This is a genomic window from Nocardioides aquaticus (assembly GCF_018459925.1).
Lineage (GTDB): Bacteria > Actinomycetota > Actinomycetes > Propionibacteriales > Nocardioidaceae > Nocardioides > Nocardioides aquaticus.
Window position 1 is genome coordinate 189,676 of the sequence record NZ_CP075371.1, and the last position, 21,491, is coordinate 211,166.

At 72.6% G+C, this 21,491-nt stretch carries 24 protein-coding genes; 17 read left to right on the forward strand and 7 right to left on the reverse strand.

Annotated features, from left to right (window positions below; all coding sequences use genetic code 11):
* The first annotated feature begins 12 nt into the window (after window positions 1-12).
* From ENKNEFLB_RS00980 to ENKNEFLB_RS00990, 3 genes are read left to right on the forward strand one after another with little or no spacing between them, the layout of a single operon-like run.
* On the forward strand, window positions 13-1,362 hold the full coding sequence (locus tag ENKNEFLB_RS00980; RefSeq protein ID WP_214057497.1) for a chloride channel protein: 1,350 nt from the start codon (window positions 13-15) through the stop codon (window positions 1,360-1,362).
* Between the two features lie 25 nt (window positions 1,363-1,387).
* Window positions 1,388-2,434 carry an AI-2E family transporter gene (locus ENKNEFLB_RS00985; protein WP_214057498.1) on the forward strand — a complete coding sequence of 349 codons (1,047 nt, stop codon included), beginning with the start codon at window positions 1,388-1,390 and terminating at the stop codon, window positions 2,432-2,434.
* Window positions 2,431-2,916 (forward strand): potassium channel family protein, encoded by a 486-nt coding sequence (locus ENKNEFLB_RS00990; RefSeq protein ID WP_214057499.1) that lies wholly within the window; start codon window positions 2,431-2,433, stop codon window positions 2,914-2,916. The genes ENKNEFLB_RS00985 and ENKNEFLB_RS00990 overlap by 4 nt, the downstream gene beginning before the upstream one ends.
* A gap of 3 nt (window positions 2,917-2,919) precedes the next feature.
* Here the strand turns inward: ENKNEFLB_RS00990 and cls are convergent, their stop codons facing one another.
* The 3 genes from cls to ENKNEFLB_RS01005 all read right to left on the reverse strand — a co-directional run bounded on the left by cls (window position 2,920) and on the right by ENKNEFLB_RS01005 (window position 5,738).
* On the reverse strand, window positions 2,920-4,371 hold the full coding sequence (gene cls, locus ENKNEFLB_RS00995; protein ID WP_214057500.1) for a cardiolipin synthase: 1,452 nt from the start codon (window positions 4,369-4,371) through the stop codon (window positions 2,920-2,922).
* The gene (locus ENKNEFLB_RS01000; RefSeq protein WP_214057501.1) at window positions 4,371-5,120 is read right to left on the reverse strand and encodes a YhjD/YihY/BrkB family envelope integrity protein; all 750 of its coding nucleotides are present in this window, start codon (window positions 5,118-5,120) and stop codon (window positions 4,371-4,373) included. Before ENKNEFLB_RS01000 ends, cls begins: the two co-directional genes overlap by 1 nt.
* A gap of 195 nt (window positions 5,121-5,315) precedes the next feature.
* Complete coding sequence (locus ENKNEFLB_RS01005; RefSeq protein ID WP_214057502.1) at window positions 5,316-5,738, reverse strand: DUF7144 family membrane protein; 423 nt, start codon at window positions 5,736-5,738, stop codon at window positions 5,316-5,318.
* Between the two features lie 152 nt (window positions 5,739-5,890).
* Between ENKNEFLB_RS01005 and ENKNEFLB_RS01010 the strand changes: the two genes are divergently transcribed.
* Window positions 5,891-6,571: a dimethylsulfonioproprionate lyase family protein gene (locus tag ENKNEFLB_RS01010; protein ID WP_214057503.1), complete on the forward strand. Its 681-nt coding sequence runs from the start codon at window positions 5,891-5,893 to the stop codon at window positions 6,569-6,571.
* A gap of 42 nt (window positions 6,572-6,613) precedes the next feature.
* Here the strand turns inward: ENKNEFLB_RS01010 and ENKNEFLB_RS01015 are convergent, their stop codons facing one another.
* Window positions 6,614-7,591, reverse strand: coding sequence for an SDR family NAD(P)-dependent oxidoreductase (locus ENKNEFLB_RS01015; RefSeq protein WP_214057504.1), 978 nt, complete (start codon window positions 7,589-7,591; stop codon window positions 6,614-6,616).
* A gap of 43 nt (window positions 7,592-7,634) precedes the next feature.
* Here ENKNEFLB_RS01015 and ENKNEFLB_RS01020 point away from each other — a divergent pair, with 43 nt between their 5' ends.
* Entirely contained in the window at window positions 7,635-8,216 is a 582-nt protein-coding gene (locus tag ENKNEFLB_RS01020) for a TetR family transcriptional regulator (protein ID WP_214057505.1), read from the forward strand.
* A gap of 45 nt (window positions 8,217-8,261) precedes the next feature.
* Window positions 8,262-8,666 (forward strand): hypothetical protein, encoded by a 405-nt coding sequence (locus ENKNEFLB_RS01025; RefSeq protein ID WP_214057506.1) that lies wholly within the window; start codon window positions 8,262-8,264, stop codon window positions 8,664-8,666.
* 1 nt (window position 8,667) lies between these two features.
* Here the strand turns inward: ENKNEFLB_RS01025 and ENKNEFLB_RS01030 are convergent, their stop codons facing one another.
* Window positions 8,668-9,687 carry a LacI family DNA-binding transcriptional regulator gene (locus ENKNEFLB_RS01030; RefSeq protein ID WP_214057507.1) on the reverse strand — a complete coding sequence of 340 codons (1,020 nt, stop codon included), beginning with the start codon at window positions 9,685-9,687 and terminating at the stop codon, window positions 8,668-8,670.
* Window positions 9,688-9,838: 151 nt separating this feature from the next.
* Here ENKNEFLB_RS01030 and ENKNEFLB_RS01035 point away from each other — a divergent pair, with 151 nt between their 5' ends.
* From ENKNEFLB_RS01035 to ENKNEFLB_RS01065, 7 genes are all read left to right on the forward strand, one after another.
* On the forward strand, window positions 9,839-10,438 hold the full coding sequence (locus ENKNEFLB_RS01035; protein WP_214057508.1) for a TRAP transporter small permease: 600 nt from the start codon (window positions 9,839-9,841) through the stop codon (window positions 10,436-10,438).
* Window positions 10,435-11,709, forward strand: coding sequence for a TRAP transporter large permease (locus ENKNEFLB_RS01040; protein ID WP_214057509.1), 1,275 nt, complete (start codon window positions 10,435-10,437; stop codon window positions 11,707-11,709). Before ENKNEFLB_RS01035 ends, ENKNEFLB_RS01040 begins: the two co-directional genes overlap by 4 nt.
* A 72-nt stretch (window positions 11,710-11,781) precedes the next feature.
* The gene (locus tag ENKNEFLB_RS01045; protein ID WP_214057510.1) at window positions 11,782-12,798 is read left to right on the forward strand and encodes a DctP family TRAP transporter solute-binding subunit; all 1,017 of its coding nucleotides are present in this window, start codon (window positions 11,782-11,784) and stop codon (window positions 12,796-12,798) included.
* 47 nt (window positions 12,799-12,845) lie between these two features.
* A complete protein-coding gene (locus tag ENKNEFLB_RS01050; protein ID WP_214057511.1) occupies window positions 12,846-13,799 on the forward strand; it encodes a phosphotriesterase family protein in 954 nt (317 codons plus the stop codon).
* Entirely contained in the window at window positions 13,796-14,680 is an 885-nt protein-coding gene (locus ENKNEFLB_RS01055) for a shikimate dehydrogenase (RefSeq protein ID WP_214057512.1), read from the forward strand. Before ENKNEFLB_RS01050 ends, ENKNEFLB_RS01055 begins: the two co-directional genes overlap by 4 nt.
* Entirely contained in the window at window positions 14,677-15,129 is a 453-nt protein-coding gene (aroQ, locus tag ENKNEFLB_RS01060; RefSeq protein WP_214057513.1) for a type II 3-dehydroquinate dehydratase, read from the forward strand. The genes ENKNEFLB_RS01055 and aroQ overlap by 4 nt, the downstream gene beginning before the upstream one ends.
* Window positions 15,129-16,994, forward strand: coding sequence for a bifunctional sugar phosphate isomerase/epimerase/4-hydroxyphenylpyruvate dioxygenase family protein (locus tag ENKNEFLB_RS01065; protein WP_214057514.1), 1,866 nt, complete (start codon window positions 15,129-15,131; stop codon window positions 16,992-16,994). The genes aroQ and ENKNEFLB_RS01065 overlap by 1 nt, the downstream gene beginning before the upstream one ends.
* Before the next feature lie 77 nt (window positions 16,995-17,071).
* Here ENKNEFLB_RS01065 and ENKNEFLB_RS01070 read toward each other — a convergent pair whose 3' ends face one another.
* Window positions 17,072-17,821, reverse strand: a complete 750-nt coding sequence (locus ENKNEFLB_RS01070) for a TetR/AcrR family transcriptional regulator (RefSeq protein WP_246535763.1) — start codon at window positions 17,819-17,821, stop codon at window positions 17,072-17,074.
* Between the two features lie 72 nt (window positions 17,822-17,893).
* Between ENKNEFLB_RS01070 and ENKNEFLB_RS01075 the strand changes: the two genes are divergently transcribed.
* Genes ENKNEFLB_RS01075 through ENKNEFLB_RS22315 form a run of 4 tightly spaced genes read left to right on the forward strand, consistent with a single transcriptional unit; the run spans window position 17,894 to window position 21,368 of the window.
* Window positions 17,894-18,691 carry an SDR family NAD(P)-dependent oxidoreductase gene (locus tag ENKNEFLB_RS01075; protein WP_214057515.1) on the forward strand — a complete coding sequence of 266 codons (798 nt, stop codon included), beginning with the start codon at window positions 17,894-17,896 and terminating at the stop codon, window positions 18,689-18,691.
* A gap of 3 nt (window positions 18,692-18,694) precedes the next feature.
* Complete coding sequence (locus ENKNEFLB_RS01080) at window positions 18,695-19,822, forward strand: DUF5938 domain-containing protein (RefSeq protein WP_214057516.1); 1,128 nt, start codon at window positions 18,695-18,697, stop codon at window positions 19,820-19,822.
* Window positions 19,823-19,827: 5 nt separating this feature from the next.
* On the forward strand, window positions 19,828-21,201 hold the full coding sequence (locus tag ENKNEFLB_RS01085) for an AMP-binding protein (protein ID WP_246535764.1): 1,374 nt from the start codon (window positions 19,828-19,830) through the stop codon (window positions 21,199-21,201).
* The gene (locus tag ENKNEFLB_RS22315; RefSeq protein ID WP_246535765.1) at window positions 21,114-21,368 is read left to right on the forward strand and encodes an AMP-binding enzyme; all 255 of its coding nucleotides are present in this window, start codon (window positions 21,114-21,116) and stop codon (window positions 21,366-21,368) included. The genes ENKNEFLB_RS01085 and ENKNEFLB_RS22315 overlap by 88 nt, the downstream gene beginning before the upstream one ends.
* Here ENKNEFLB_RS22315 and ENKNEFLB_RS01090 read toward each other — a convergent pair.
* Window positions 21,270-21,482 carry a hypothetical protein gene (locus tag ENKNEFLB_RS01090; RefSeq protein WP_214059692.1) on the reverse strand — a complete coding sequence of 71 codons (213 nt, stop codon included), beginning with the start codon at window positions 21,480-21,482 and terminating at the stop codon, window positions 21,270-21,272. The two genes, ENKNEFLB_RS22315 and ENKNEFLB_RS01090, sit on opposite strands and share 99 nt — an antisense overlap.
* Between the last annotated feature and the right edge of the window lie 9 nt (window positions 21,483-21,491).

The window sequence follows — 21,491 nt, forward strand, 5'->3', positions numbered from 1 at the left end:
CCGGCCCGGGTCGTGCCCGCCACCTCGGTGACCGGGATCGGGCAGGGGGAGGAGGCGGCCGGGCTGCACAGTCGGGGCTACGTCACCCTCCTGCTCACGTCCGGGCTGCTCGGCGTCCCGCTCTCCCTGGTCGCGTTCGGGTTCCTGGTCGTCGTGCACGAGCTGGAGCACGTGGTGTGGCACGACCTCCCCAGCAGCCTGGGTCACGCAGTTCCCCCGCCGTGGTGGCCAGTCGTCACCATCGGTGCGGCGGGCGTGCTGGTCGCGCTGGCCGTGACCCACCTGCCGGGTCGCGGGGGGCACGTCCCGGTCGCCGGGCTCGGGGCCGGGGCCACCGCGCCGGCGCACCTGCCGGGGGTGGTCCTGGCGGCCGCCGCCAGTCTCGTGGGGGGAGCGGTCGTCGGTCCCGAGGCACCGCTGATCGCCATCGGCAGCGGGCTGGCGCTGCTCGCCGTGCGCCGGACCCCGATCGGGGCGGACCCCACCACGTCGACGATCGTCGCCGCCGCCGGGTCCGCCGCGGCCATCTCCGCTATCTTCGGCAACCCCCTCGTCGCGGCCGTGATCTTCCTCGAGGTCCTCGGCCTCGCCCGCCGACAGCTGATGCTCGTGGTGCTCCCCTGCCTGTTCTCCAGCGGCGTGGGAGCGCTGCTCTTCACCGGGCTCGGGCGGTGGACCGGGTTCGAGGTCGGTGCGCTCGCCCTTCCCGGCCTCGCCCCCACTCGGCTCGTGCCGGCCGACGTCGTCTGGGCCGTGCCGCTGGCGGGTGCCGTGGCCGTCGGGACCTGGCTCGTCTACTCCGCGGGGCGAGCCGGCGCCCGCCTTGCCGAGGTCCACACCACCGCCGCCACGATCGGTGCCGGCCTGCTCGCCGGGACCGCCGCGTGCGCCTACGCGCTGATCACCGACCGTTCTCCGGGTGAGGTGGCGCTGTCGGGCCAGGCCACCCTGCCCGCCCTGGTCAGCGATCCCGGCTGGTCGACCGGGGCCCTCGTGGCGCTCCTGGTCTGCAAGGCCGTGGCGTACGCCGCGTGTCTCGGCACCTTCCGCGGCGGACCGGTCTTCCCGGCCCTCGTCCTGGGCGCCGCCGTCGGCGTGCTCGCCGCGGGGTCCCTCCCGGGTCTCGCGCTGCTGCCGGCCCTGGCCATCGGCATGGCCGCCGGGATGGCCGTGACCGGGCTCCCGGTGACCAGCGTGGTGCTGGTGGTGCTGCTGCTCGGTGACGCGGCGACGAGCCTGATGCCGGTCGTGATCCTGGCGGTCGTCGTCGCGCTGGTCGTCGAGGAGATGCTGTCGAGCAGGCGCCGTCTCGCCCCGCTCCGGCCGGGGCACCACCACCAGCCCGGAGGGGCACCGTCGTGAGCACCGGTCTGCCGAGGAGCACGCCATGAGCCAGACCCGCACCAACAGCCTCCTCGTGAGCGGGGCGTGCGTCGTGATCGTGGTCGCCGGGCTGCGGTCGGCCAGCGACATCGTCGGACCCGTGGTGCTGGCCGTGGCCCTCACCATCGTGTTCCACCCGCTCCGGGCCAGGCTCGAGCGCCGGATGCCGACGTGGGCCGCCTCGGTCGTCCTGCTGCTGCTGGCCTACCTCCTCATCCTCGCCCTGACCCTCGCCCTCGTCGTGTCGGTGGGGCGGCTCGCCGCCCTCGTCCCGGCCTACGCCGCAGACCTGGACGACCTCGTGGCCGACGTGACGGGTCGGTTGTCGTCCGCGGGCGTCGCCCCCACCGAGGTCGCCGCCGCCGCCGGGTCGCTGGACGTGGGCAGGGTGCTGGACGTGGCGACCTCGTTCATGGCGGGGATCGCGGCCGTCCTCTCCGACCTCTTCTTCATCGTCACGCTGCTGCTCTTCCTGGCCTTCGACGCGGCCCGCGTGTCGTGGCTGGCGGACCGGGCCCGGGTGCACCGGCCCGAGCTCGTCGACGCGCTGGCGACGTTCGCCCGGGGTACCCGCAGCTACCTGGGTGTCTCGGCCGTCTTCGGGCTCATCGTCGCCGTGATCGACACCGCCATGCTCTGGGCGATCGGCGTGCCGGGGGCGTTCGTGTGGGGCGTGCTGGCGTTCGTCACCAACTTCATCCCGAACATCGGCTTCGTGATCGGGGTGGTGCCGCCCGCCCTGATCGGGCTCCTCGAGGGCGGCCCGAGCCTGATGCTCTGGGTGGTCGTCCTGTACTCCGTGGTCAACCTCGTGATCCAGTCGATCATCCAGCCGCGCTACGTCGGGAGCGCGGTGGGCCTGTCCACCACGCTCACGTTCCTGTCCCTGGTGTTCTGGGCCTGGGTCCTCGGCCCGCTGGGCGCTCTCCTCGCGGTGCCGATGAGCCTCCTCGTCCGCGCCGTCCTCGTCGACGCCGATCCCGAGGGGCACTGGAAGCTGCCGTTGATCAGCGGGCAGCCGTCCGACCAGGCTCCTGCCGCCACGCCATGAGGACCGGTGGTGTCGCCTGGTCGCGCCCCGGACTCGGGTCCGCGGGTCTGCTGGTGGCCTACTTCGCCTTCCCGGTCGACTGGAACGACTCGACCGCCGCAGTCGCGCTGAGCCTGCTGCTCACGGCCGCCGGCGTCGGACTGGTGGGCCGGGTGATGGTGCTGGAGCTGCTTCAGCTGCGCTCCGGGGCGGCCGGTCGGGCCACGGGCGCGCTGACCCTGCTGCTGGTGCTGCTGGTCATGACGTTCTCGTTGACCTTCTACCTCGTCGACCTGCTGGCCCCTGCTCAGATCGTCGGACTGGAAACCCGCACCGACGCGCTCTACTTCACCCTCAGCACCATGACCACCGTGGGCTACGGCGACGTGCACGCCGAGGGACAGCTGGCCCGGGGCCTGGTGTGCGGGCTCATCGTCTTCAACGTCGTGGTGGTCGCGTCCCTGGTGAGGGACCGGTCGCGGGCCGGACGGCCGGACGCCTGAGCGCTACTGCAGCGCCGCCGTGAGGCGCATGGTGTTGTCCAGGTAGCGCTGGCCGCGGGACCGCTGCTGCCACTCGTCCAGGGTGAGCTCCCGCGTCATGGCGCGGTACCCGTCCTCGACCGCCCGGAAGCGGGCGACGACGTCGCCGCCGGTCAGCAGGAGCGACACCTCGTAGTTCAGGGCGAAGGAGCGCATGTCCATGTTGCTCGAGCCGATGACCGCGACGTCGTCGTCGATCGAGAAGTGCTTGGAGTGCAGGATCCAGGGCGGCGGGTAGAGGTGGATCCGTACCCCGGCCTCCAGCAGCGCCTGGTAGTAGGAGCACTGCGCGTGCGACACCATGAACTGGTCGCCCCACTCGCTGACGAAGAGCTCGACCGCCACCCCGCGGCGGGCGGCGGTGGTCACGGCGTAGAGAAGCGGCTCGTCGGGCACGAAGTAGGGGCTGGTCAGGGAGACGCGGGACTGCGCCGAGTAGATCAGTGCCGTGAACAGCCGGAGGTTGTTCTCGGTGGCGTAGCCGGGACCGCTCGGGACGACCTGGCCGGCCACCCCGTCCTGGTGCGGCGGGGCGGTCTCGGGCCGGATGTCGTCGCCGGTGCGCTCGTGGGACTCGATGTACCAGTCCTTGGCGAACACCGCGCGCAGCGCGTTCACCGTCGGGCCCTCGATCCGGGCCACGAGGTCGACGTACTCGCGGCCGTGCTGGTGGTTCCTCGGCTTGTTGTACCCGGGCTCGACGAGGTTCTGCGAGCCCATGAAGGCCACGCGGCCGTCGACGACGACGATCTTGCGGTGGTTGCGCAGGTCCGGGCGCTGGAACTGCCCCTTCAACGGGCGCACGGGCAGCATCTGGTGGAACTGGATCGGCAGGCCCTCCAAGCGGGCGATCAGCTCCCGGTGGCCCGGGATGCTGCGCGAGCCGATGTGGTCGAGGAGCAGGCGGACCGTCACGCCGCGCTCCGCGGCGGCCACGAGCGCCTCGAAGAACGGGCCGGTCACGTCGTCCCAGGCGGCGATGTAGAACTCCACCTCCACCGAGGAGGCCGCGGTGCCCACCGCCTGCGTCATCGCCGCGATCGCCTCCCGGTAGCCGGCGATCAGCTCCACGTGGTTCCCGTCCTGGAGCGGCAGCGACCCGAGGTTGCGCCCGAGCGCGGCGATCGAGTCGAGGTACGGCGGCCCCGTGACGTCGGCTGGTGCGAGCCGGTCGGTGGCCGACCTGATCGCCTCGTCGGCCTCCCGCTGCCGGGCCAGCCGTGCCCCACCGACGTCGGTACGGCCGAGGAACAGGAAGACGACGAACCCGGCGAGCGGGATGACCAGGATCAGGATGAGCCAGGCCATCGCCGAGGAGGGCTTGCGGTTGCCGGGCAGCACGCCGAGCGCGAGGACCTTGACGAGATGGTCCGTGACGACCAGCGCGGCAGCGACCACGACGAGGACGGTGTCCACTACGACCTCCTCGCTGCCGGGTGGGCAGACGTCCCGAGCACCGCACCGACGACGGCGGCACCGACGATGACCGAGGCGACGGCGAGCAACCACGTCACCAGCGCCAGGGCCACGCCGACGACGCCGTACCGCTCGGCGTTCCGGGCGACGAGCTCGGGCACGTACAGCGCCGTGCCCCAGCCGACGACGAGCTGGAGCACGGTGCTCGGCACCGCCCCGCCCAGGAGGGACCGGGTGGGGACGCGCCGCGACAGCATCAGGGAGGTGCCCAGGACCCACCCGCCGACGACCGCGGCCGCCTGGGCCGCGAGCCCCAGGACCAGGCCGGCCGGCACCGTGTCGAGCCGCTGCCCGACCCAGCCGGCGGCGAAGCCGGCCCCGAGCAGGACGGCGAGCCCGGCGGTCCTGTCGACCTTCCCGCGGAACCCCGTCCGGCGCAGGCCCCACGCGCCCTGGAAGGTGCGCTCCACCGACCGGGCGAAACCGTTGAGGGAGAACAGCAGCAGACCGGCGCTGAACAGGGTCACCCCGCCGGTGGCACCCGGGGGGTAGGCGAACAGGGAGGTGACGGCTGCGGCGGCACTGCCGGTGAGGCCCCATCGCTCGACGAGGCCTTCCCCGACCCCGTCGGCACCTGAGGCGCCGGTGAGCGAGGCGATGACCACGAGCAGCGGCACGAGCGCGATGAAGCCCTGGCCGGCGAGCATCAGCACCCGGTCCCGGCCCTCGATGAGCTGGAACGTGCGCACGCACCTGACGAGGAGGCTGGTGGCCCGGTGACGCTCGAGCCGGAGCACCCAGGTCGCACACCGGGTCGCCCACAGCGAGGGCACGGGCGCGGTCCCCGCGTCGCGGCGAGGTGGTGGCCGGTCGTCCTGGTGTGACACCCGGTCCCCCATCTGCGTGCGGCCCCGCCCTGCTGCGCTCCCGGCTCCCTGGTGTTCTCAGGCCGCGCCCCGGGCTGGGGCGATCTGCTGTGCCAGCGCCCAGATCACCAGGACGTCCAGGGCGATGATGAGCGCCGCCCAGAACGGGTAGTACGGCATGAACGCGAACTGGCCCACGGCCGAGAGGACCGCGAACCCGATGCCCGCCGAGGCGGCCCAGGACTGACCCTTGAGGATGCCGATGCCGACGGCCAGGCCGACGGCTCCGAGGAGCATGGTGACCCAGCCCCAGGTGGTCAGGTCGATCTCGTAGGTGTAGGCGAGGCCGGTGACGAAGATGTCGTCCTCGAGGACGGCGGCGACGCCCTGCAAGACCTGGAACGAGCCCAGGGTCGCGAGGAGGACGCCGGCGAAGACGGAGACGCCGTACGCGGTTCCCGCAGATCCGTCGCGCGTCTGGCGCGGGCCGGTGGTGGTCATCGGTGTCCCTCCGTGTGACGAGGCTGCTGGCAGCCTCACGCTAGGAGCCTGTCCGGGCCGGAAGATCACCCGTCGCGGAGGAGTCCCCGAGCGCCGTGACGGGTCACCCCGGGTGGAGGCCGTCGCCGGTGCCCCGGGGCTAGCCTGACCGGATGACGTCCGGCTCGCGGGACCTGTCCGGCTCGGATGCCGGAGCTGCGCCTCGTCTCGCCCTGGCCGCGCTGCTGCGGGGCCGTCTGCGCGGTGCCGGTGCCGCTGACCAGCTCGCGGCGCTCGACAGCCTGGATCCACAGGACGTGACCGGGTCGGCGCCGTCGGCGGACCCCGGCGGGCTCCCGGTCCTGGCGCACCTGGAGGAGGCCGTCGCGCTGGCGCGTGAGGGACTGGACCACGACGACGGTGAAGCGTTGGCGGCGGTCGCGGGCTCCGTGTCATGGGTGCAGACCGAGGCCTACCGCCAGGACCCGCCCCATGGGAACTTCCTCGACGGGTACGCCCACGCCACGTTCCTCGGCCCGACCGACGGGGGACAGGGCCCCACCCCGGCGGCCGCGGCGATGGGCCTGCTGCTGCTGGCCCCCGGGGTCGTCTACCCGCACCATGCCCACCCTGCCGACGAGGTCTACCTGCCCTTGACCGAGGCGCGCTGGTCCCACGGAGCCGGCGCCCCGTTCGAGGTCGCGACGGTCGGGACGGCGTTGCACCACCGCCCCTGGCAGCCCCACGCCATGATCACCGACGCACGCCCGCTCCTGGCCCTCTACCTCTGGACAGGGGCGGTCACGGTGCCGGCCACCTGGACCCGGGGGGACTCACCGGCCGAGGCGCCCTGAGATCCCTCGTGCTCGTCACCCCGTGTCGCCCCTCGCGCGCCGTCAGCGCGAGGCCTGGCGAGCGGCCGCCAGCAGGTCCTCGGAGACGTCCCAGAGACGGCGGGCGTCGTCAGGGTCGAGCGCGTGGGGCAGGACGCCGTGGATGCCGTCGAGCTTGTCGACGACGGCGGCCTCGCGACAGTCCTCGAAGTAGCGGCCGCCGATGCCCTCGACCAGCGGTGAGGTCGCCAGGAAGACCGAGGTGGCCGCGCCCTGCTCGGGCGTCTTCATCCGGAACAGACCAGCCGCCTCGGCCTTACGCGACTGCGCCTCGGCCGCGGCCCGCTTCTCCGGGCTCCAGTGGCGCTGCAGGGGCGTCCAGATGCCGCCGGGCATCAGGGCGTTGGCGGTGATGCCGTCGGCGGCCCACCGGCGGGTCGCCTCGACGGCGAAAAGCGAGTTGGCGGTCTTGGACTGGCCGTAGGCCAGGCCGGGGTCGTACGCACGACGCTCGAAGAAGAGGTCGTCGAAGACGACCGGCGACGCGGCGTGGCCGCTGGAGGAGACCGAGACGATCCGTGCCCGGTCGGCGGAGGCGAGAGCGGCGTGCAGCCCGGTGGCGAGCGCGACGTGCCCCAGGTGGTTGGTGCCGAGCTGGGTCTCCCAGCCCTGGGCGGTGGTGCCGTACGGGGTGTCCATCACGCCGGCGTTGTTGACGAGCACGTCGAGGGGACCGGCCCAGGCCGCCGTCACCGCGTCGACCGAGGCGAGGTCGGCGAGGTCGAGCCGGACGACGGCGACGTCGTCGCGACCGCTGGTGCCGGCGATGTCGGAGGCCGCGCGGTCGCCGGCGGTGGTGTCGCGCACGGCCAGGGTGACCTGCGCCCCGGCGTGCGCCAGGGCGCGGGCGGTCTCGACCCCGATGCCGGACGCGGCCCCGGTGACCAGGGCGCGTCGTCCGGTGAGGTCGAGGCCCGCGACGACCTCGAGGGCGGTCGTGGTGTCGTCGTACGGGCTGCTGATCGGCGGGGAGGAGGTCATGCCCGGAACATGCCAACTAGATGGTTGGGTTTAGGGTGACGACGTGGCGAGGGACGGGTACGCGAGCCGGCGGCGGCTGCTCGCGGCCGCGACCGTGGAGTTCGCGGCTCACGGCTTGGCGGGCGCGCGCGTCGACCGCATCGCTGCCGCGGCCGAGGTCAACAAGCAGCAGATGTACGCGTGGCACGGGTCGAAGGACGGCCTCTTCGACGCCGTCTTCGCCGCCCAGCTCGAACGGATCGTGAACGCGGTCCCGTTCACGGCGCACGACCTCCCCGGCTACGCCGTCGCGCTCTACGACAGCTACCTCACCGATCCCGAGATCATCCGGCTCGTCGGCTGGAACCGGCTCGAGCGGGTGCCGGCCGGTGACCTGCTGGCCGGCCACGGCGCGCTCACCGAGCCCAAGCGTGCCGCCCTCGAGCAGGCCCAGCGCGACGGCCTGGTGGTCGACGGGATCGCGCCCGGGGACGTCTACGCGATGGTGATCGGCATCGCCGGGTCCTGGTCGCCGCTCAGCGGCACCGTCACCGCGGCCCCCGGCGACGACGAGGCCGACCACGCCCGCCGGCGCAAGGCCCTGCGCGAGGCGGTGGCTCGCGCGCTGGTGCCCGACCACCGCTGACCGGTCCTCCTTGTCCGGCGCCGGGAACCGGCGGATCATCGAGGGGTGGACGTGGACCTGGTGGTCAAGGTGAGCGTGATCGCCGCTGTCCTGGTGGTGTGGTGGGTGCTCGCCGACCTGCGTCGCTACCGCGACCTCGCCGTCAGGGCGGGCCGGGCGCTGCACGTGGCGGAACCCTCGCCGCCGCCTCCGCCCGGCCCCCCGATCGAAGAGGTCGCGGCCGACATCCGTCGGATCGGGGGACAGATCAGGCAGGCGTCGCCCGGCATGCCGGTGGCGAGGATGCGGGGCTGGGTGGCCGCCTACGACGACGTGCTCGTCGTGGCGTGCGAGGCCCTGGCCCTGGAGCACCGCCTCCGCTCCACCCCGGAGGGCGCGGGGCGCGACCTGGAGCGGGAACGGGTCGAGCGGCTGATCGAGCGGGCCGGGCTCCGGGTCCGCGCCTGGTAGGTCACGACGGGGCCGGCCCCGTCGAGTCGCGCACGACGAGCTCCACGGGCATCGCGACCTGCTCGGCGGGGGGCTGGGCACCGCGGCGTCGCGCGTCCAGCGCCGACATGAGCAGCTCGACGGCGCGCCGGCCGGCGTCGCTGATCGGACCGCCCAGCGTCGTCAGTGACGGCTGGACCAGGGTCGCGGCGAAGATGTTGTCGAACCCGACGACGCTGACGTCCCCCGGCACGTCGAGGCCGCGGTCGGACAGTCGCCGCATGATGCCGATCGCGAGCAGGTCGTTGTGGGCCACCACCGCCGTCCCGCCGACCCGGAGCGCGGCGTCGGCCGCGCTGCTCCCGCTGGCCACGGTGGGGGTGTACGGGCCCATCCGGTGCGCCTCGAGGTCGTACTGCCGGGCGCCCTCGGAGAGCATCCGCCACCGGGTCGCCCCCATCCAGGAGCTCGGCGGGCCGGCGCAGTAGGTGAAGGACCGGTGGCCCAGCGACGACAGGTGCTCGAGGATCTGGCGACACCCCGACGCCATGTCGAGGGTGACGCTGGTGGTGCCGGGCAGGTCCCGGTTGAGGAGGACCGTCGGGTGCTCGGCGGCGAGGTCGCGCAGCTGCTGGTCGGGCAGCCGGCTGGCCGCCATGACGAAGCCGTCGACGGTGCTGGTCAGGCCCCGGACCTGTTCGAGCTCGATCTGGGTCGACTCCTCGCAGTTGACCAGCACCAGGGTGGTCCCGGAGGCCCGGGCGCGCAGCTCGGCACCGCGGATCAGCTCGAAGTAGTGCGGGTTGGTGATGTCCGAGACCAGCATCGCGACGGTGCGCGGCCGCTCCTCGGAGCGCCCCGACGCGGGTCCGGTACGCCGGCGCGGCCGCTGCCGGGGCGCGTAGTCCAGCTCGGCCGCGGCGGTCATCACCCGGGCCCGGGTGGCGTCGGTGACCCGGCCGGGATCGGCGAAGGCCCGCGACACCGTCGACGCCGCGACCCCCGCCCGCTCGGCGACGTCGTAGATGGAGGGCCCGGTCACGCGGTGATCGAAGCAGAGGATGGCAACAACTGGCAACTTGTTGCAACTGCATGACGCGAGTTCCTAGGGTCCGGAGCGATGTGAGTGCCGCCACACCGGCGGCCGGTTTCCCGAGGAGGTCCACGTGGCTCCGTCTGAGTCAGCTTCGCCGGTGGGTGTCCCCCCGCCGGACGCACCGGACGCCCGTCCCGGGCCAGGCACGGAGCCGGGCGGTGCCCTCGGGCGCGTCGTCCGTGCCATCACCGGGATCGAGCTCGGCGTCGCCGCCCTGGCGACCGCGATGATCTTCGTCCTGGTCCTGGTGCAGGCCTTCCAGCGCTACCTGCCGGTCGACGGCTGGACCTGGACCGGGGAGCTGTCGCGCTACGGCCTGGTCTGGCTGACCTTCGTGGCGGCCGGCGTCCTGGTCACGCGGGACGGGCACATCGCGCTGCAGGTGGTCGACACCCTGCGCCCCGCCTGGCTGGTGCGGGCGGTCCACGTCCTGGCCCACCTCGTCGTGGCGGCCACCGGCGCCGGCTTCGCCTGGGCCTGCTGGACCCTGATCCAGGAGTCGGGCAACCTGACGACGCCGTCGCTGCAGATCCCGATGTCGTTCGTCTACGCCCTCCCGCTGGTCGGGTTCGTGAGCACGGCGGTCCGCTCGCTCCTCGCGGCCGTCCTCGTCCTCCGGTACGGCATCCCGGCCTCCCGGGAGCGGGACGCCCTGCCGGTCAGCGTCAACGGCCCCGAGCAGGGGGCGCGCGCATGACCGTCGCTCTGCTCCTGATCGGCATCCTGGTCCTGCTCCTGCTGCGGGTCCCGGTCGCCTTCTCGTTCCTCGGTCCCGGCCTGGCCTACCTCGTGCTCACCGACCAGTCGGTCGGGCTGGCGATGCGCCTGGTGACGAACTCCACCGCGAGCTTCCCGCTCCTGGCGGTGCCGCTGTTCGTCCTCCTCGGGGTCCTCGCCAACCGGGCCGGGATCGCCGACCGGCTCTTCGACTTCGCGCTGGCCCTCATGGGACGCGTCCGCGGCGGGCTCGGCTACGTCAGCGTCGGTGTCAGCCTCGGGTTCTCGTGGATGAGCGGCTCGGCCGTGGCGGACGCCGCCGCGCTCAGCAAGGTCGAGATCCCGGCCATGCAGCGCAACGGCTACACCACCCGGTTCGGGCTCGGGGTGGTCGGCTCCTCGGCCCTGATCGCTCCGGTGATGCCTCCGAGCATCCCCGCGGTGATCTACGCCGGCCTGGCCGCCGTCAGCACCGGCGCGCTGTTCGCGGCCTCGGTCGTCCCGGCGCTGCTGATGGCCGCCGGGTTGTGCGTGGTCGTGTTCGTCCTCGTCCGCCGGCAGCCGGACATCGTGCAGACCGGGTTCAGCTGGGCCGAGGTCCGGCGTACCGGCCTGCGGGTCCTGGCGCCGGTCGGTGCTCCGGTCCTGATCCTGGGCGGCATCCTCGGCGGCTGGTTCACGCCGACCGAGGCCGCCGCGGTCGGTGCGCTCTACATGCTGCTGCTCGGCTTCGCCTACCGGTCGCTGGACCTGCGGGTGCTGCCCTCGATCTTCGTCGAGACCGTGCTGACGACCGCGGCGATCATGCTGATCGTCTCCTCCGCGGCGCTGCTCGGCTTCGTGCTGGCCCGCGAGCGTGTCCCGCAGCTGCTCTCCGAGCTCGTGCTCGGGATCACCGACGACGCGACGGTCTTCCTGATCCTGGTCGCGCTCCTGATGCTGGTGCTCGGCACCGTCATCGACGCCACCGCGGTGCTGGTCCTGATCGTGCCGATCCTGATGCCGATCGGCCTGCGCCTCGACGTCGACCCCGTCGTGCTCGGGGTGCTGATGATCGTGTCGTTGATGATCGGCCTGCTCACGCCGCCGGTCGGCACCGTCCTCTACGTCCTCAGCTCCACGATGAAGGTGCCGGTGGGCGAGGTCTTCAAGGCCTCGGTCCCCTTCACCATCCCGCTGCTGGCCGTCTGCGTCCTGATCATCTTCGTCCCCGGGGTCGTGACCTGGCTCCCGACCAGGCTCGGTCTGTAGCAGGCGCGACCCCCACCACCCACCGTCTCGGTCCACCACCCGGCACCGCCGGGACCACCGGAAGGAACACCGATGAACCGCACCTCCCGCGTCACCCGCTCCACCCTCGCCGCCGCGGCGGTCCTGCTCCCGATCGGCCTGCTGAGCGCCTGCGGCGGGGGCGACTCGTCCGGCTCCGGCGGCGTCGAGCTGACGCTGGCCCACAGCTACACCGAGGACCAGCCGCAGCACGCCTGCGGTGCCGAGGTGATCAAGGAGGAGGTCGAGGCCGCCGACGCCGGCATGACCGTCGAGATCTACCCGAGCAGCCAGCTCGGCGCCGACGCCGACCGGATCGCCTCGGTGCAGTCGGGCGACATCGACCTCGACATCCAGGGCGCCTCGGCACTGGCCGCCGCCTACGAGCCGATCGGCGTGATCGACGCGGCGTACGCCTTCGAGAGCACCGAGCACCTGGCGGCCTTCTTCGACGGGGAGGCCAGCGACACCGTCAAGGCCGACTTCAAGGACGCCTCCGGGGTCTCCGTCCTCGGGGCGTGGTCGGCCGGGGCGCGCCAGTTCACCGCCTCCGAGCCGATCCGCGAGCCCGCGGACCTGGACGGCCTGCGGATGCGCTTCCCCGGGTCGCCGCAGTTCCTGCTCAACGCGGAGGCACTCGGCGCCCAGCCCACGGAGGTGGCCTACGAGGAGCTCTACCTCGCCCTCCAGCAGGGCGTCGTGGACGGCCAGGAGAACCCGATCACGAACATCTCGGCGACCAACATCGCCGAGGTCCAGGACTACCTCAGCCTCTCCAGCCACGCGCAGAACTCCAACCTGATCATCGCCGGACCGGTCTACGACGAGCTCGACGCCGACCAGCAGCAGGTCCTCGACGACGCCGTGGCCACCGCGGTGGACGGACTGCCGGCCTGCGTGGAGGAGGAGGAGACCGCGCAGCTCGAGGAGTGGGCCTCGAGCGGCGAGATCGAGATCGTCGACGACGTCGACGTCGAGGCCTTCAGCGCGCAGACCGACGCCTGGTTCACCGACAACCTCGAGGGCGAGTCCCTCGCGGTCTACGAGGCCATCAAGAGCTCGGCCCCGTGACGGGGGAGGTACCCGACGCCGCCCCGGTCCAGACCTACCGGGGGCCCGTGCCCGCGGCAGACCTCGGCTGGACCCTGACCCACGAGCACCTGTTCGTGCTCAGCCCCGAGCTCGACCGCGACCACCCCCACCCCGAGTGGGACCCCGACGCGGCGGTGGACAGGGCGGTGGCCGGCCTGGAGGAGCTGTACGACCTCGGGGTCCGCACGGTGGTCGACCTGACGGTGCCCGGCCTGGGTCGCGACGTCACCCTCGTCGGGCGGGTCGCGGCGCGGGCCCGGGTCAACCTCCTGGCGGCCACCGGGTGGTACACCGACGCGGTCCTGCCGCCGTACTTCCGCACGCACGGACCCGGTCGGCTGATCGGCGGCCCGGAACCCCTGGTCGAGATGTTCCTGCGGGACCTGGAGGAGGGCGTGGCCGGGACGGGCGTGCGCGCTGCGGTGATCAAGGTCGTGACGGACGAGCCCGGTCTGACGCCGGACGTCAGCCGTGTCCTGGCCGCCGCCGCGGTCGCCCAGCAGCGCACGGGCGTCCCCGTCGTCACCCACAGCAACCCCCACCTGCGCACCGGGCTCGACCAGCTGCGGGTGCTCGGGGACGCCGGGGTCGACCTGCGACGGGTGGTCGTCGGCCACAGCGGCGACACCCCCGACCGCGGCTACCTGCGAGCCCTGCTCGACCACGGCGCGACGATCGGCGTCGACCGTCTGGGGATGGCCCATGTCGCCGACGACGACGTCATGGTGGACAGCGTCGTGACCCTGGCGGCCGAGGGCTACGCCGACCGGATCGTGCTGTCGCACGACGCGGCGTACTTCAGCCGGGTGACCCCGCCGTCGTGGCGTCGGGAGCACGCGCCGCACTGGCGCCACGACCACCTCGCCCGCTGCGTGCTGCCCCGGCTGCGCGCGGCCGGCGTCTCCGCGGACGACCTGGACCGGATGACCACCCACAACGCACGACGGCTGCTGACGCCGTCGGTGGAGGCCGCCGCGTGAGCACCCACTACCGGGTCGCGTTGCTCGGGCACGGCATCGGGCCGTCCCTGACGCCGGCCCTGCACGAGCAGGAGGCGGCGCTGCTGGGTCTCGACTACCGCTACGAGACCGTCGACCTGATCGGGGACCCCGACGTCGACCTCGGGGCGTTGCTGACCCGGCTCGAGGGGGAGGGGTTCGCCGCCGTCAACGTGACCCACCCCTTCAAGGTGGCGGTGCTCGACCACGTCGCCTCGACGAGCGCCGTGGTGGAGCGGATCGGGTCGGCCAACCTGGTGCTGCTGGACGGCACCGGCGACCCCGGAAGCCCCCACCGCCGCGCGCACAACACCGACGTGACGGGGTTCGGGGCCGGTCTGGTGGCGTTCCTGGGCGACCGCCCGCGTGGGCGGGTGCTGCAGGTCGGGGCCGGAGGGGCGGGTCGCGCGACGGCGTACGCGCTGCTCGACCTGGGGTTCGACGAGGTCGTGGTGCACGACCGTGACCCCGTCGCCGCGGCCGCGCTCGTCGAGCGCTTCGCCCCGACGTCGGGGGGACGGATGCTCGCCTCCGAGGACGATCTCGCGACCTGGGTGACGGACGTGGACGGCGTGGTGCACGTGACGCCGATGGGGATGGCCGAGCACCCCGGCGTCGCCTTCGACCCCACCGTCCTGCGCGAGGGGGCCTGGGTGGCCGAGGTGGTCTACCGCCCGCTCGAGACCGAGCTGCTGCGCCGCGCCCGCGCCCGGGGTGCCGACACGCTCGACGGAGGGCTCATGGCCGTCGGTCAGGCGGTCGACAGCCTGCGGCTGATCACGGGCCGTGAGCCCGACCGGGACCGGATGACCGAGCACTTCCGCGCCCTCGTCCGGTCCCTCGAGAGCGACGGTGCGGCGTGAGCGCGGTCTGGGTGCTCAACGGGCCCAACCTCAACCTGCTCGGCACCCGCGAGCCCGCGGTCTACGGCCACGACACCCTCGCTGACGTCGAGGACCGCTGCCGGCGGACCGCCACGACGCTCGGCCTGGGCCTGGACTTCCGGCAGACCAACCATGAGGGGGTGCTCGTGGACTGGATCCAGCAGGCCGGTGCCGGGGTGGCGGCCGGGGACGTCCTCGGGGTCGTGCTGAACGCCGGGGCCCTCACCCACACCTCGGTCGCGCTCCGCGACGCCGTGGTCGGGGCGGTGGTGCCGACCGTGGAGGTGCACCTCAGCAACGTGCACGCCCGCGAGCCGTTCCGCCACCACTCGTACCTGAGCCCCGTCGCCCGGGGTGTCGTGGTCGGGCTCGGGCCGCTGGGCTACGAGCTGGCCGTCCGGTCCTTCGCCCCCACCCAGGAGAGCTGATGCGCACCTCGATCGCCACGGTCTGCCTCAGCGGCAGCCTGGAGGACAAGATGACCGCGGCCGCCGCCGCCGGGTTCGACGGGATCGAGGTGTTCGAGCCCGACCTGGTCGCCAGCGACCTCTCCCCGGAGGAGGTCCGCAGCCGGGCAGGCAGGCTCGGCCTCACCCTCGACCTCTACCAGCCCTTCCGGGACTTCGAGGGCGTCACCGACGACCTGCTCGCGGCCAACCTGCGCCGCGCCGAGGCCCGCTTCGCGGTCATGCAGCGGCTCGGCGTCGACACCGTCCTGGTGTGCAGCAACGTCGGGACGGCCACCGTCGACTCCGACGACGTCTCGGCGCACCAGCTGCGCCGGCTCGGCGACCTCGCCGCGGCGTACGACGTGCGGATCGCCTTCGAGGCGCTGGCCTGGGGGCGCTTCGTGGACGACTACCGCCGAGCGGCCCGCATCGTCGCGCTGGCCGACCACCCCGCCGTCGGCACCTGCCTGGACAGCTTCCACATCCTCTCCCGCGGCCACGACCCGGCCGGGATCGAGGAGATCCCGGCGGAGAAGATCTTCTTCGTGCAGCTGGCGGACGCGCCGAGGCTGGCCATGGACGTGCTGTCCTGGAGCCGCCACCACCGGCTCTTCCCCGGGGAGGGCGACTTCGACCTCACCGGGTTCGTGGCGCACCTGCTGCGCGCGGGCTACGCCGGCCCGCTCTCGCTGGAAGTCTTCAACGACACCTTCCGCCAGACCGACACGGCCCGGACCGCCGCGCACGCCTTCCGGTCCCTGGTGTGGCTCCAGGACCAGGCCGCGCGCCGACTCGACGCCGGTCCGCTGACCCGGATCGCCGAGGCCGCGCCGCCGGTGGGCGTCGACTTCGTCGAGGTCAAGGCCGAGGACACCGGCGAGGTCGAGGCCACCCTGGACCAGCTCGGGCTCACCTTCCGTGGTCAGCACCGGACCAAGCCGGTGCGGCTCTGGTCGGGCGGCCCGGCCAGGATGGTGCTCAACGAGCAGCACGCCCGCGAGGTCGAGCCGGTCGTCGCCGGGCTCGGCCTGGTGGTGCCGGACGCCGCGGCCACCGAGCGACGCGCCCACGACCTCGGGGTGCAGCCCGTCCACCGGCGCTCGCAGGTCGACGAGGCCCGTCTGGCCGGGTTCCTGGCCCCCGACGGCCTCGAGGTCTACCTCGTCGACGCCCCGGGCCCGGACGCGGAGCCGACCTGGGTGGAGGAGTTCGAGCACGGCCTGCCGCGGGACACGGCGGACTCCTTCACCGGTGTCGACCACGTCAACCTGGTGCACTCCTGGGCCGAGCACGACGAGGCGGTCCTGTTCTGGACCGCGGCCGCCGGGTTCGACGCCCCGGCCGCCACCCAGGTGGCCAGTCCGCAGGGGCTGGTGCGCAGCCAGGTGGTCCGCACGCCGGACGGCCGGGTCCGCCTGCCGCTGAACGTCGCCCCGGCGGTCAGTCGCGACTACCCGGAGCACGTCGCGCTGCACTGCACCGACATCTGGGCGGTGGCCTCCCGGGCGGCCGGGCGCGGGATGGCGTTCCTGCCGGTGCCCGACAACTACTACGACGACCTCGCCGCCCGCTTCGGGCTCGACCCCGGGCTCCTCGACCGCCTCCGGTCCGCCCAGCTCCTCTACGACCGGGACGGTGCGGGGGAGTTCCTGCACTTCTACACGCGCCGGGTCGGTCGGGTCTTCTTCGAGGTGGTGCAGCGGCTGGACGGTTACGACGGGTACGGCGCCGACAACGCCCCGGTCCGGCTGGCCTCCCAGGCGCGGGTCGACCGGGTCGAGCGGACGGCACGAGAGTCCGCCGCCGGACCGGCCGCCGGGGCTCGCGGGCGGCCGCGGACCTGACCGCGATGGCGGGTCAGCGCCGGCATGGTCCTGCGTGACCGGGGTTGTGTCGTGGCTGAGCCTCTACGAGGTCGATCTCAACCGCGCAGGGTGAGCGGCATCAGCGCGTGCACCTGGTCGGTCATGGTGTCCAGCGCCTCCTGCGGTTCCGCGGTCAGGTAGCCGAGCAGCGCCTGCTGGAAGAGCCCGTCGAGCACGCCGTACGCAGCCGCCGGCGTCATGGCGACGTCGGCCCCGCTGAGCTCGGCGTAACGCGAGACGACCCGCCAGATCATGTCCTCCAGCGTCTGGTCGATCATCAGCACGGCCTCGCGCAGTGGCTCCTCGAACATGCTCTGCGTGCGCAGGTCGTACCAGAGGCGGTGCATCGGCGCCTCGAGCTGCAGCGTCTCCACGAGCTTCGCGGCGAACGAGGTCAGGAGCTCCTCAGGGGTGGTCGAGTGGGCGACCAGTCCGTCGTAACGACGGACGCACTGTGCCTTGTAGTGGCGGACGCAGTAGACGATCAGCTCGGTCTTGTTGGCGAAGTAGTAGTGCACGACGCCGTGGCTGAACTGAGAGTTGTTGGCGATCTCGCGAAGGCTGGTGCGTGCGTAGCCCAGCTCGCCGAGCGTCTGCAGGGCCGACTCGGCCAGCTGGTTGCGTCGCTCGTCGTACCTGTCGGCCGGGGGCGGCGTGGTGTCCTCGCGGGCGCCTTGGCGGACGCGCCGGACGGCGCCTCGGGCGCCGTTCTCGTCCTGGCCATGCGGCCACCCTAGTCGAGCGGGGCTCCGGACCCGGCGTTCTCTTGACGCGTGACCAGATGTACCTGGACGGCTGTCCAGCAATCTCTTGACAAGTGTCAAGGAGCGCGACACGTTGTGACCGCGACCACATCCACCCGTCTGAAGGAGCTCACCATGACCGACCTCGACCTGACCGGGCGTACCGCGCTCGTCAGCGGAGCAGCGCAAGGACTGGGGGAGGGGATGGCGCAGGCGCTGGCGGCTGCCGGCGCGCGCGTCGTCGTCGCGGACCTGCAGGACGACCTCGGCGAGAAGGTGGCCGGCTCGCTGAAGGGCGAGGGCCACGGATTCGTGCACCTCGACGTGACCGACGAGGCGAGCTGGGAGAACGCCACCCGTGTTGCGGTCTCCGAGTTCGGCGGCCTCGACGTCCTGGTGAACAACGCCGGGGTCGAGATCAGCAGCCTGATCACCGAGGTGGTTCCCGAGGACATCCGCACGATGCTGGAGGTCAACGTCCTCGGTACCGCGCTCGGCGTGAAGTGGGGCCTGCGGACCATGCGTCCCGACGGGCCCGCCGGCCAGGGCGGCAGCATCATCAACATCTCCTCGGTCGCCGCCACGATCGCGTTCCCGGGCATCCCGATCTACTCGGCGACGAAGTCCGCGGTCAACCGGCTCACCCGGGTCTCGGCCATGGAGGCCGGCAAGCTCGGCTACGGCGTTCGCGTCAACTGCGTCTACCCGGGCCTGGTGCCCACCGCCATGGGCCAGGGGCTCGCCGCCGACATGGCCGAGCTCGGCCTCTTCGGATCCCCCGAGGAAGCGGTGGGCGCGGTCATCGAGCTCACGCCCTCCGGGCGTCTGGGCGAGGTCGCGGACATGGCCGACGCCGTGGTGTTCCTGGCCTCGGACGCCTCGCGCTTCATCAATGGAGTCGGCCTGCCGGTCGACGGCGGAATGGGGATGTGAGCCATGGGTGACAAGCAGGTCGTCGTCTACGGCGCCTCCGGCTACACCGGCCGGCTCATCTGCGAGTACCTCCGCGAGTACCACGTCCCGTTCATCGCCGCCGGCCGTGACGGAGCCAAGCTGAAGACCTCCATGGAGGGCCACGTCGCCGGCATCGAGACCGCCGACTACGAGGTCGTCGAAGTCACCCACGACGTCGCGTCCCTGACCGAGCTGTTCCGTGGAGCGTCCGTGGTGCTCAACACGGTCGGACCGTTCAGCAAGTGGGGGCCGGAGGTCGTCGAGGCGTGCCTCGCCGTCGGTGCGCACTACACGGACACCACCGGTGAGCAGGACTGGCTGATCACCTGTGACGAGCAGTACGGCGCGGACTTCGCGGCAGCCGGGCTGCTCCTCGCGCCTGGCATCGCGCAGATGTACACGACCGGCGAGATCGCCGCCGAGGTCGCGCTGGAGACACCCGGCCTCGACACCCTCGACATCGCCGTGTTCTGGGGTGGCAGCCCGACGATCGCTTCGACGCAGACGATCCTCTTCAACGCCGCTCTCTCCGGCGCGCACTACCTCGAGCAGAACGCCTACGTGCCGTTCGATCCGGACGCCGGTCACTTCCACCTCGCCGTCCCCGGCCAGCACGAGCTCGCGCTCGCGCTGCCGTGGGGAGGGACGTCGCACCCCGTCTGGTACCGCAGGGACCCGCGTGTGGCGAGCTGCAGGGCGCTCGGCGGGGTGTTCGACAAGGCGCTGATGCTCGGGGTGCCGCAGATCGTCGCGGGTGCGCTGGAGGCGACCAAGGACATGGAGCCCGACGAGAAGTACGCCGCCCTCGCCGCCACCGCCGCACAGGTGATGAGCTCCATGCCGCCCCGGGAGAACCCCCGGCTGAACAAGTCGCTCGACTCGGTGCACGCGTCCGGCCCCCTCGGACGCGCGCACTGCGTCATCCACGGCAACCAGAACTACAAGCAGACAGGGTTGCTGCAGGCCTACGCGGCGTACTCGCTGCTGATGCAGCCTCCCAAGCGGGTCGGGTTCGCCTCGGGCTGCCAGGCCTTCGGCCACCGCGAGCTGCTCGGCGTGCTCCGCTCGTTCGGGCTGGTCTCGCAGCCCGTCCTGACCGTCCAGGCCTGACCGTCGTGCGGCTGGTCGACTACCTCGACAAGGGGGCCTCGGTCGATCCCGGGGCCCCCTGCCTGACCACCGACGGCAGCAGCTCGTCGTACGCCGAGGTCCGGGACCTCAGCTTCCGCGTCGCAGCGGCCCTGGCCCGTACCGGGGTCGCCCCGGGAGACAAGGTCGCCATCCTCTCGGCCAACGACCCGCTGGCCTTCACCTGCGTCTTCGGGATCAGCCGTGCCGGAGCGGTGTGGTGCCCGATCAATCCTCGGAACGAAGCAGACGAGACCCGCGAGCTGCTCGAGCTCTCCGACTGCGCCGTGCTGATCCACCAGGCGTCCTTCTCCCCCCTCGTCGACCGGATCCGAGACGGGCTGCCGGGGCTGACCACGATCGTGTGCCTGGACGGGACGCCGCTCCCGGGGACGACGTCGTGGGACGCGTTCCTGGAGGCCCCTGGCGCACACGCCCCACCGGACGCCCCACCGGTCGAGGACCTCGCGATGATCGTCGGCACCGGCGGCACCACCGGCCGGCCCAAGGGCGTGATGCTCACCGGCACCAACCTGGAGGTCATGTCCGCGACCACGCTGATGTGCTACCCGTTCGAGGGGCGACCGGTCTACCTCGCGCTCGCCCCGCTGACCCATGCCGCGGGCGTGCTGTGCTTTCCCGTGCTGGCCAGCGCGGGGGAGATCGTGGTGATGCGGACTCCGGACGTGGGCGACTTCCTGGGGCTCGTCGAGACGCACGCCGTGACACACACGTTCCTGCCCCCGACGCTGATCTACATGCTGCTCGACCACCCGCGGCTCGGGTCGGCGGACCTCTCGTCCCTGCAGTGCTTCTGGTACGGCGCCGCGCCGATGTCGGTCACGCGGCTCGAGGAGGCGATCGACCGCATCGGGCCCGTGATGGCCCAGCTGTTCGGGCAGACCGAGGCGCCGATGATGGTGTCCGCGCTACCGCCCGCCGACCACTTCCTGCCCGACGGGACGCTCGCTCGCGAGCGGCTCGCCTCCGCCGGTCGGCCGACACCTCTCGTCACCGTCGCGATCATGGACTCCGACGGGTCCTTGCAGGCCCGCGGCGAACCCGGCGAGATCGTCGTGCGCAGCTCGCTCGTCATGCGGGGCTACTACCGCGACCCCGGGGCGACGGCCGAGGCCTCGACGCACGGCTGGCACCACACCGGGGACATCGGCTTCCTCGACCCCGACGGGTTCCTGTTCATCGTGGACCGCGCCAAGGACATGGTCATCACGGGGGCTTCAACGTGTACTCGACCGAGGTCGAGCAGGCGCTCATGGAGCACCCTGCCGTCGCCGACTGTGCCGTGGTCGGGCTCCCCGACGAGAAGTGGGGAGAGCGGGTCACCGCCGTCGTCCAGCTGAGGCCGGGGCAGGCCGCTTCGGGGGCCGAGCTCGCGGCCTTCGTCAAGAAGCGCATCGGCAGCGTGAAGTCACCGAAGCAGGTCGAGGTCTGGGAGCAGCTGCCCCGGTCGAAGATCGGCAAGGTGTTGAAGACCGACATCAGGAGGACCCTGACCGGAGCCGGTTGAGGCGCCGAGGGCCGGAGGGCCGTCGACGACACGCGACAGCAGGTACGGCGGCACGCTGAGGCCTGCCATCGAGGTGCCGCCGAGCGCGACGCCGAGCGCGACGCCGAGCGCCACCCGTCCACG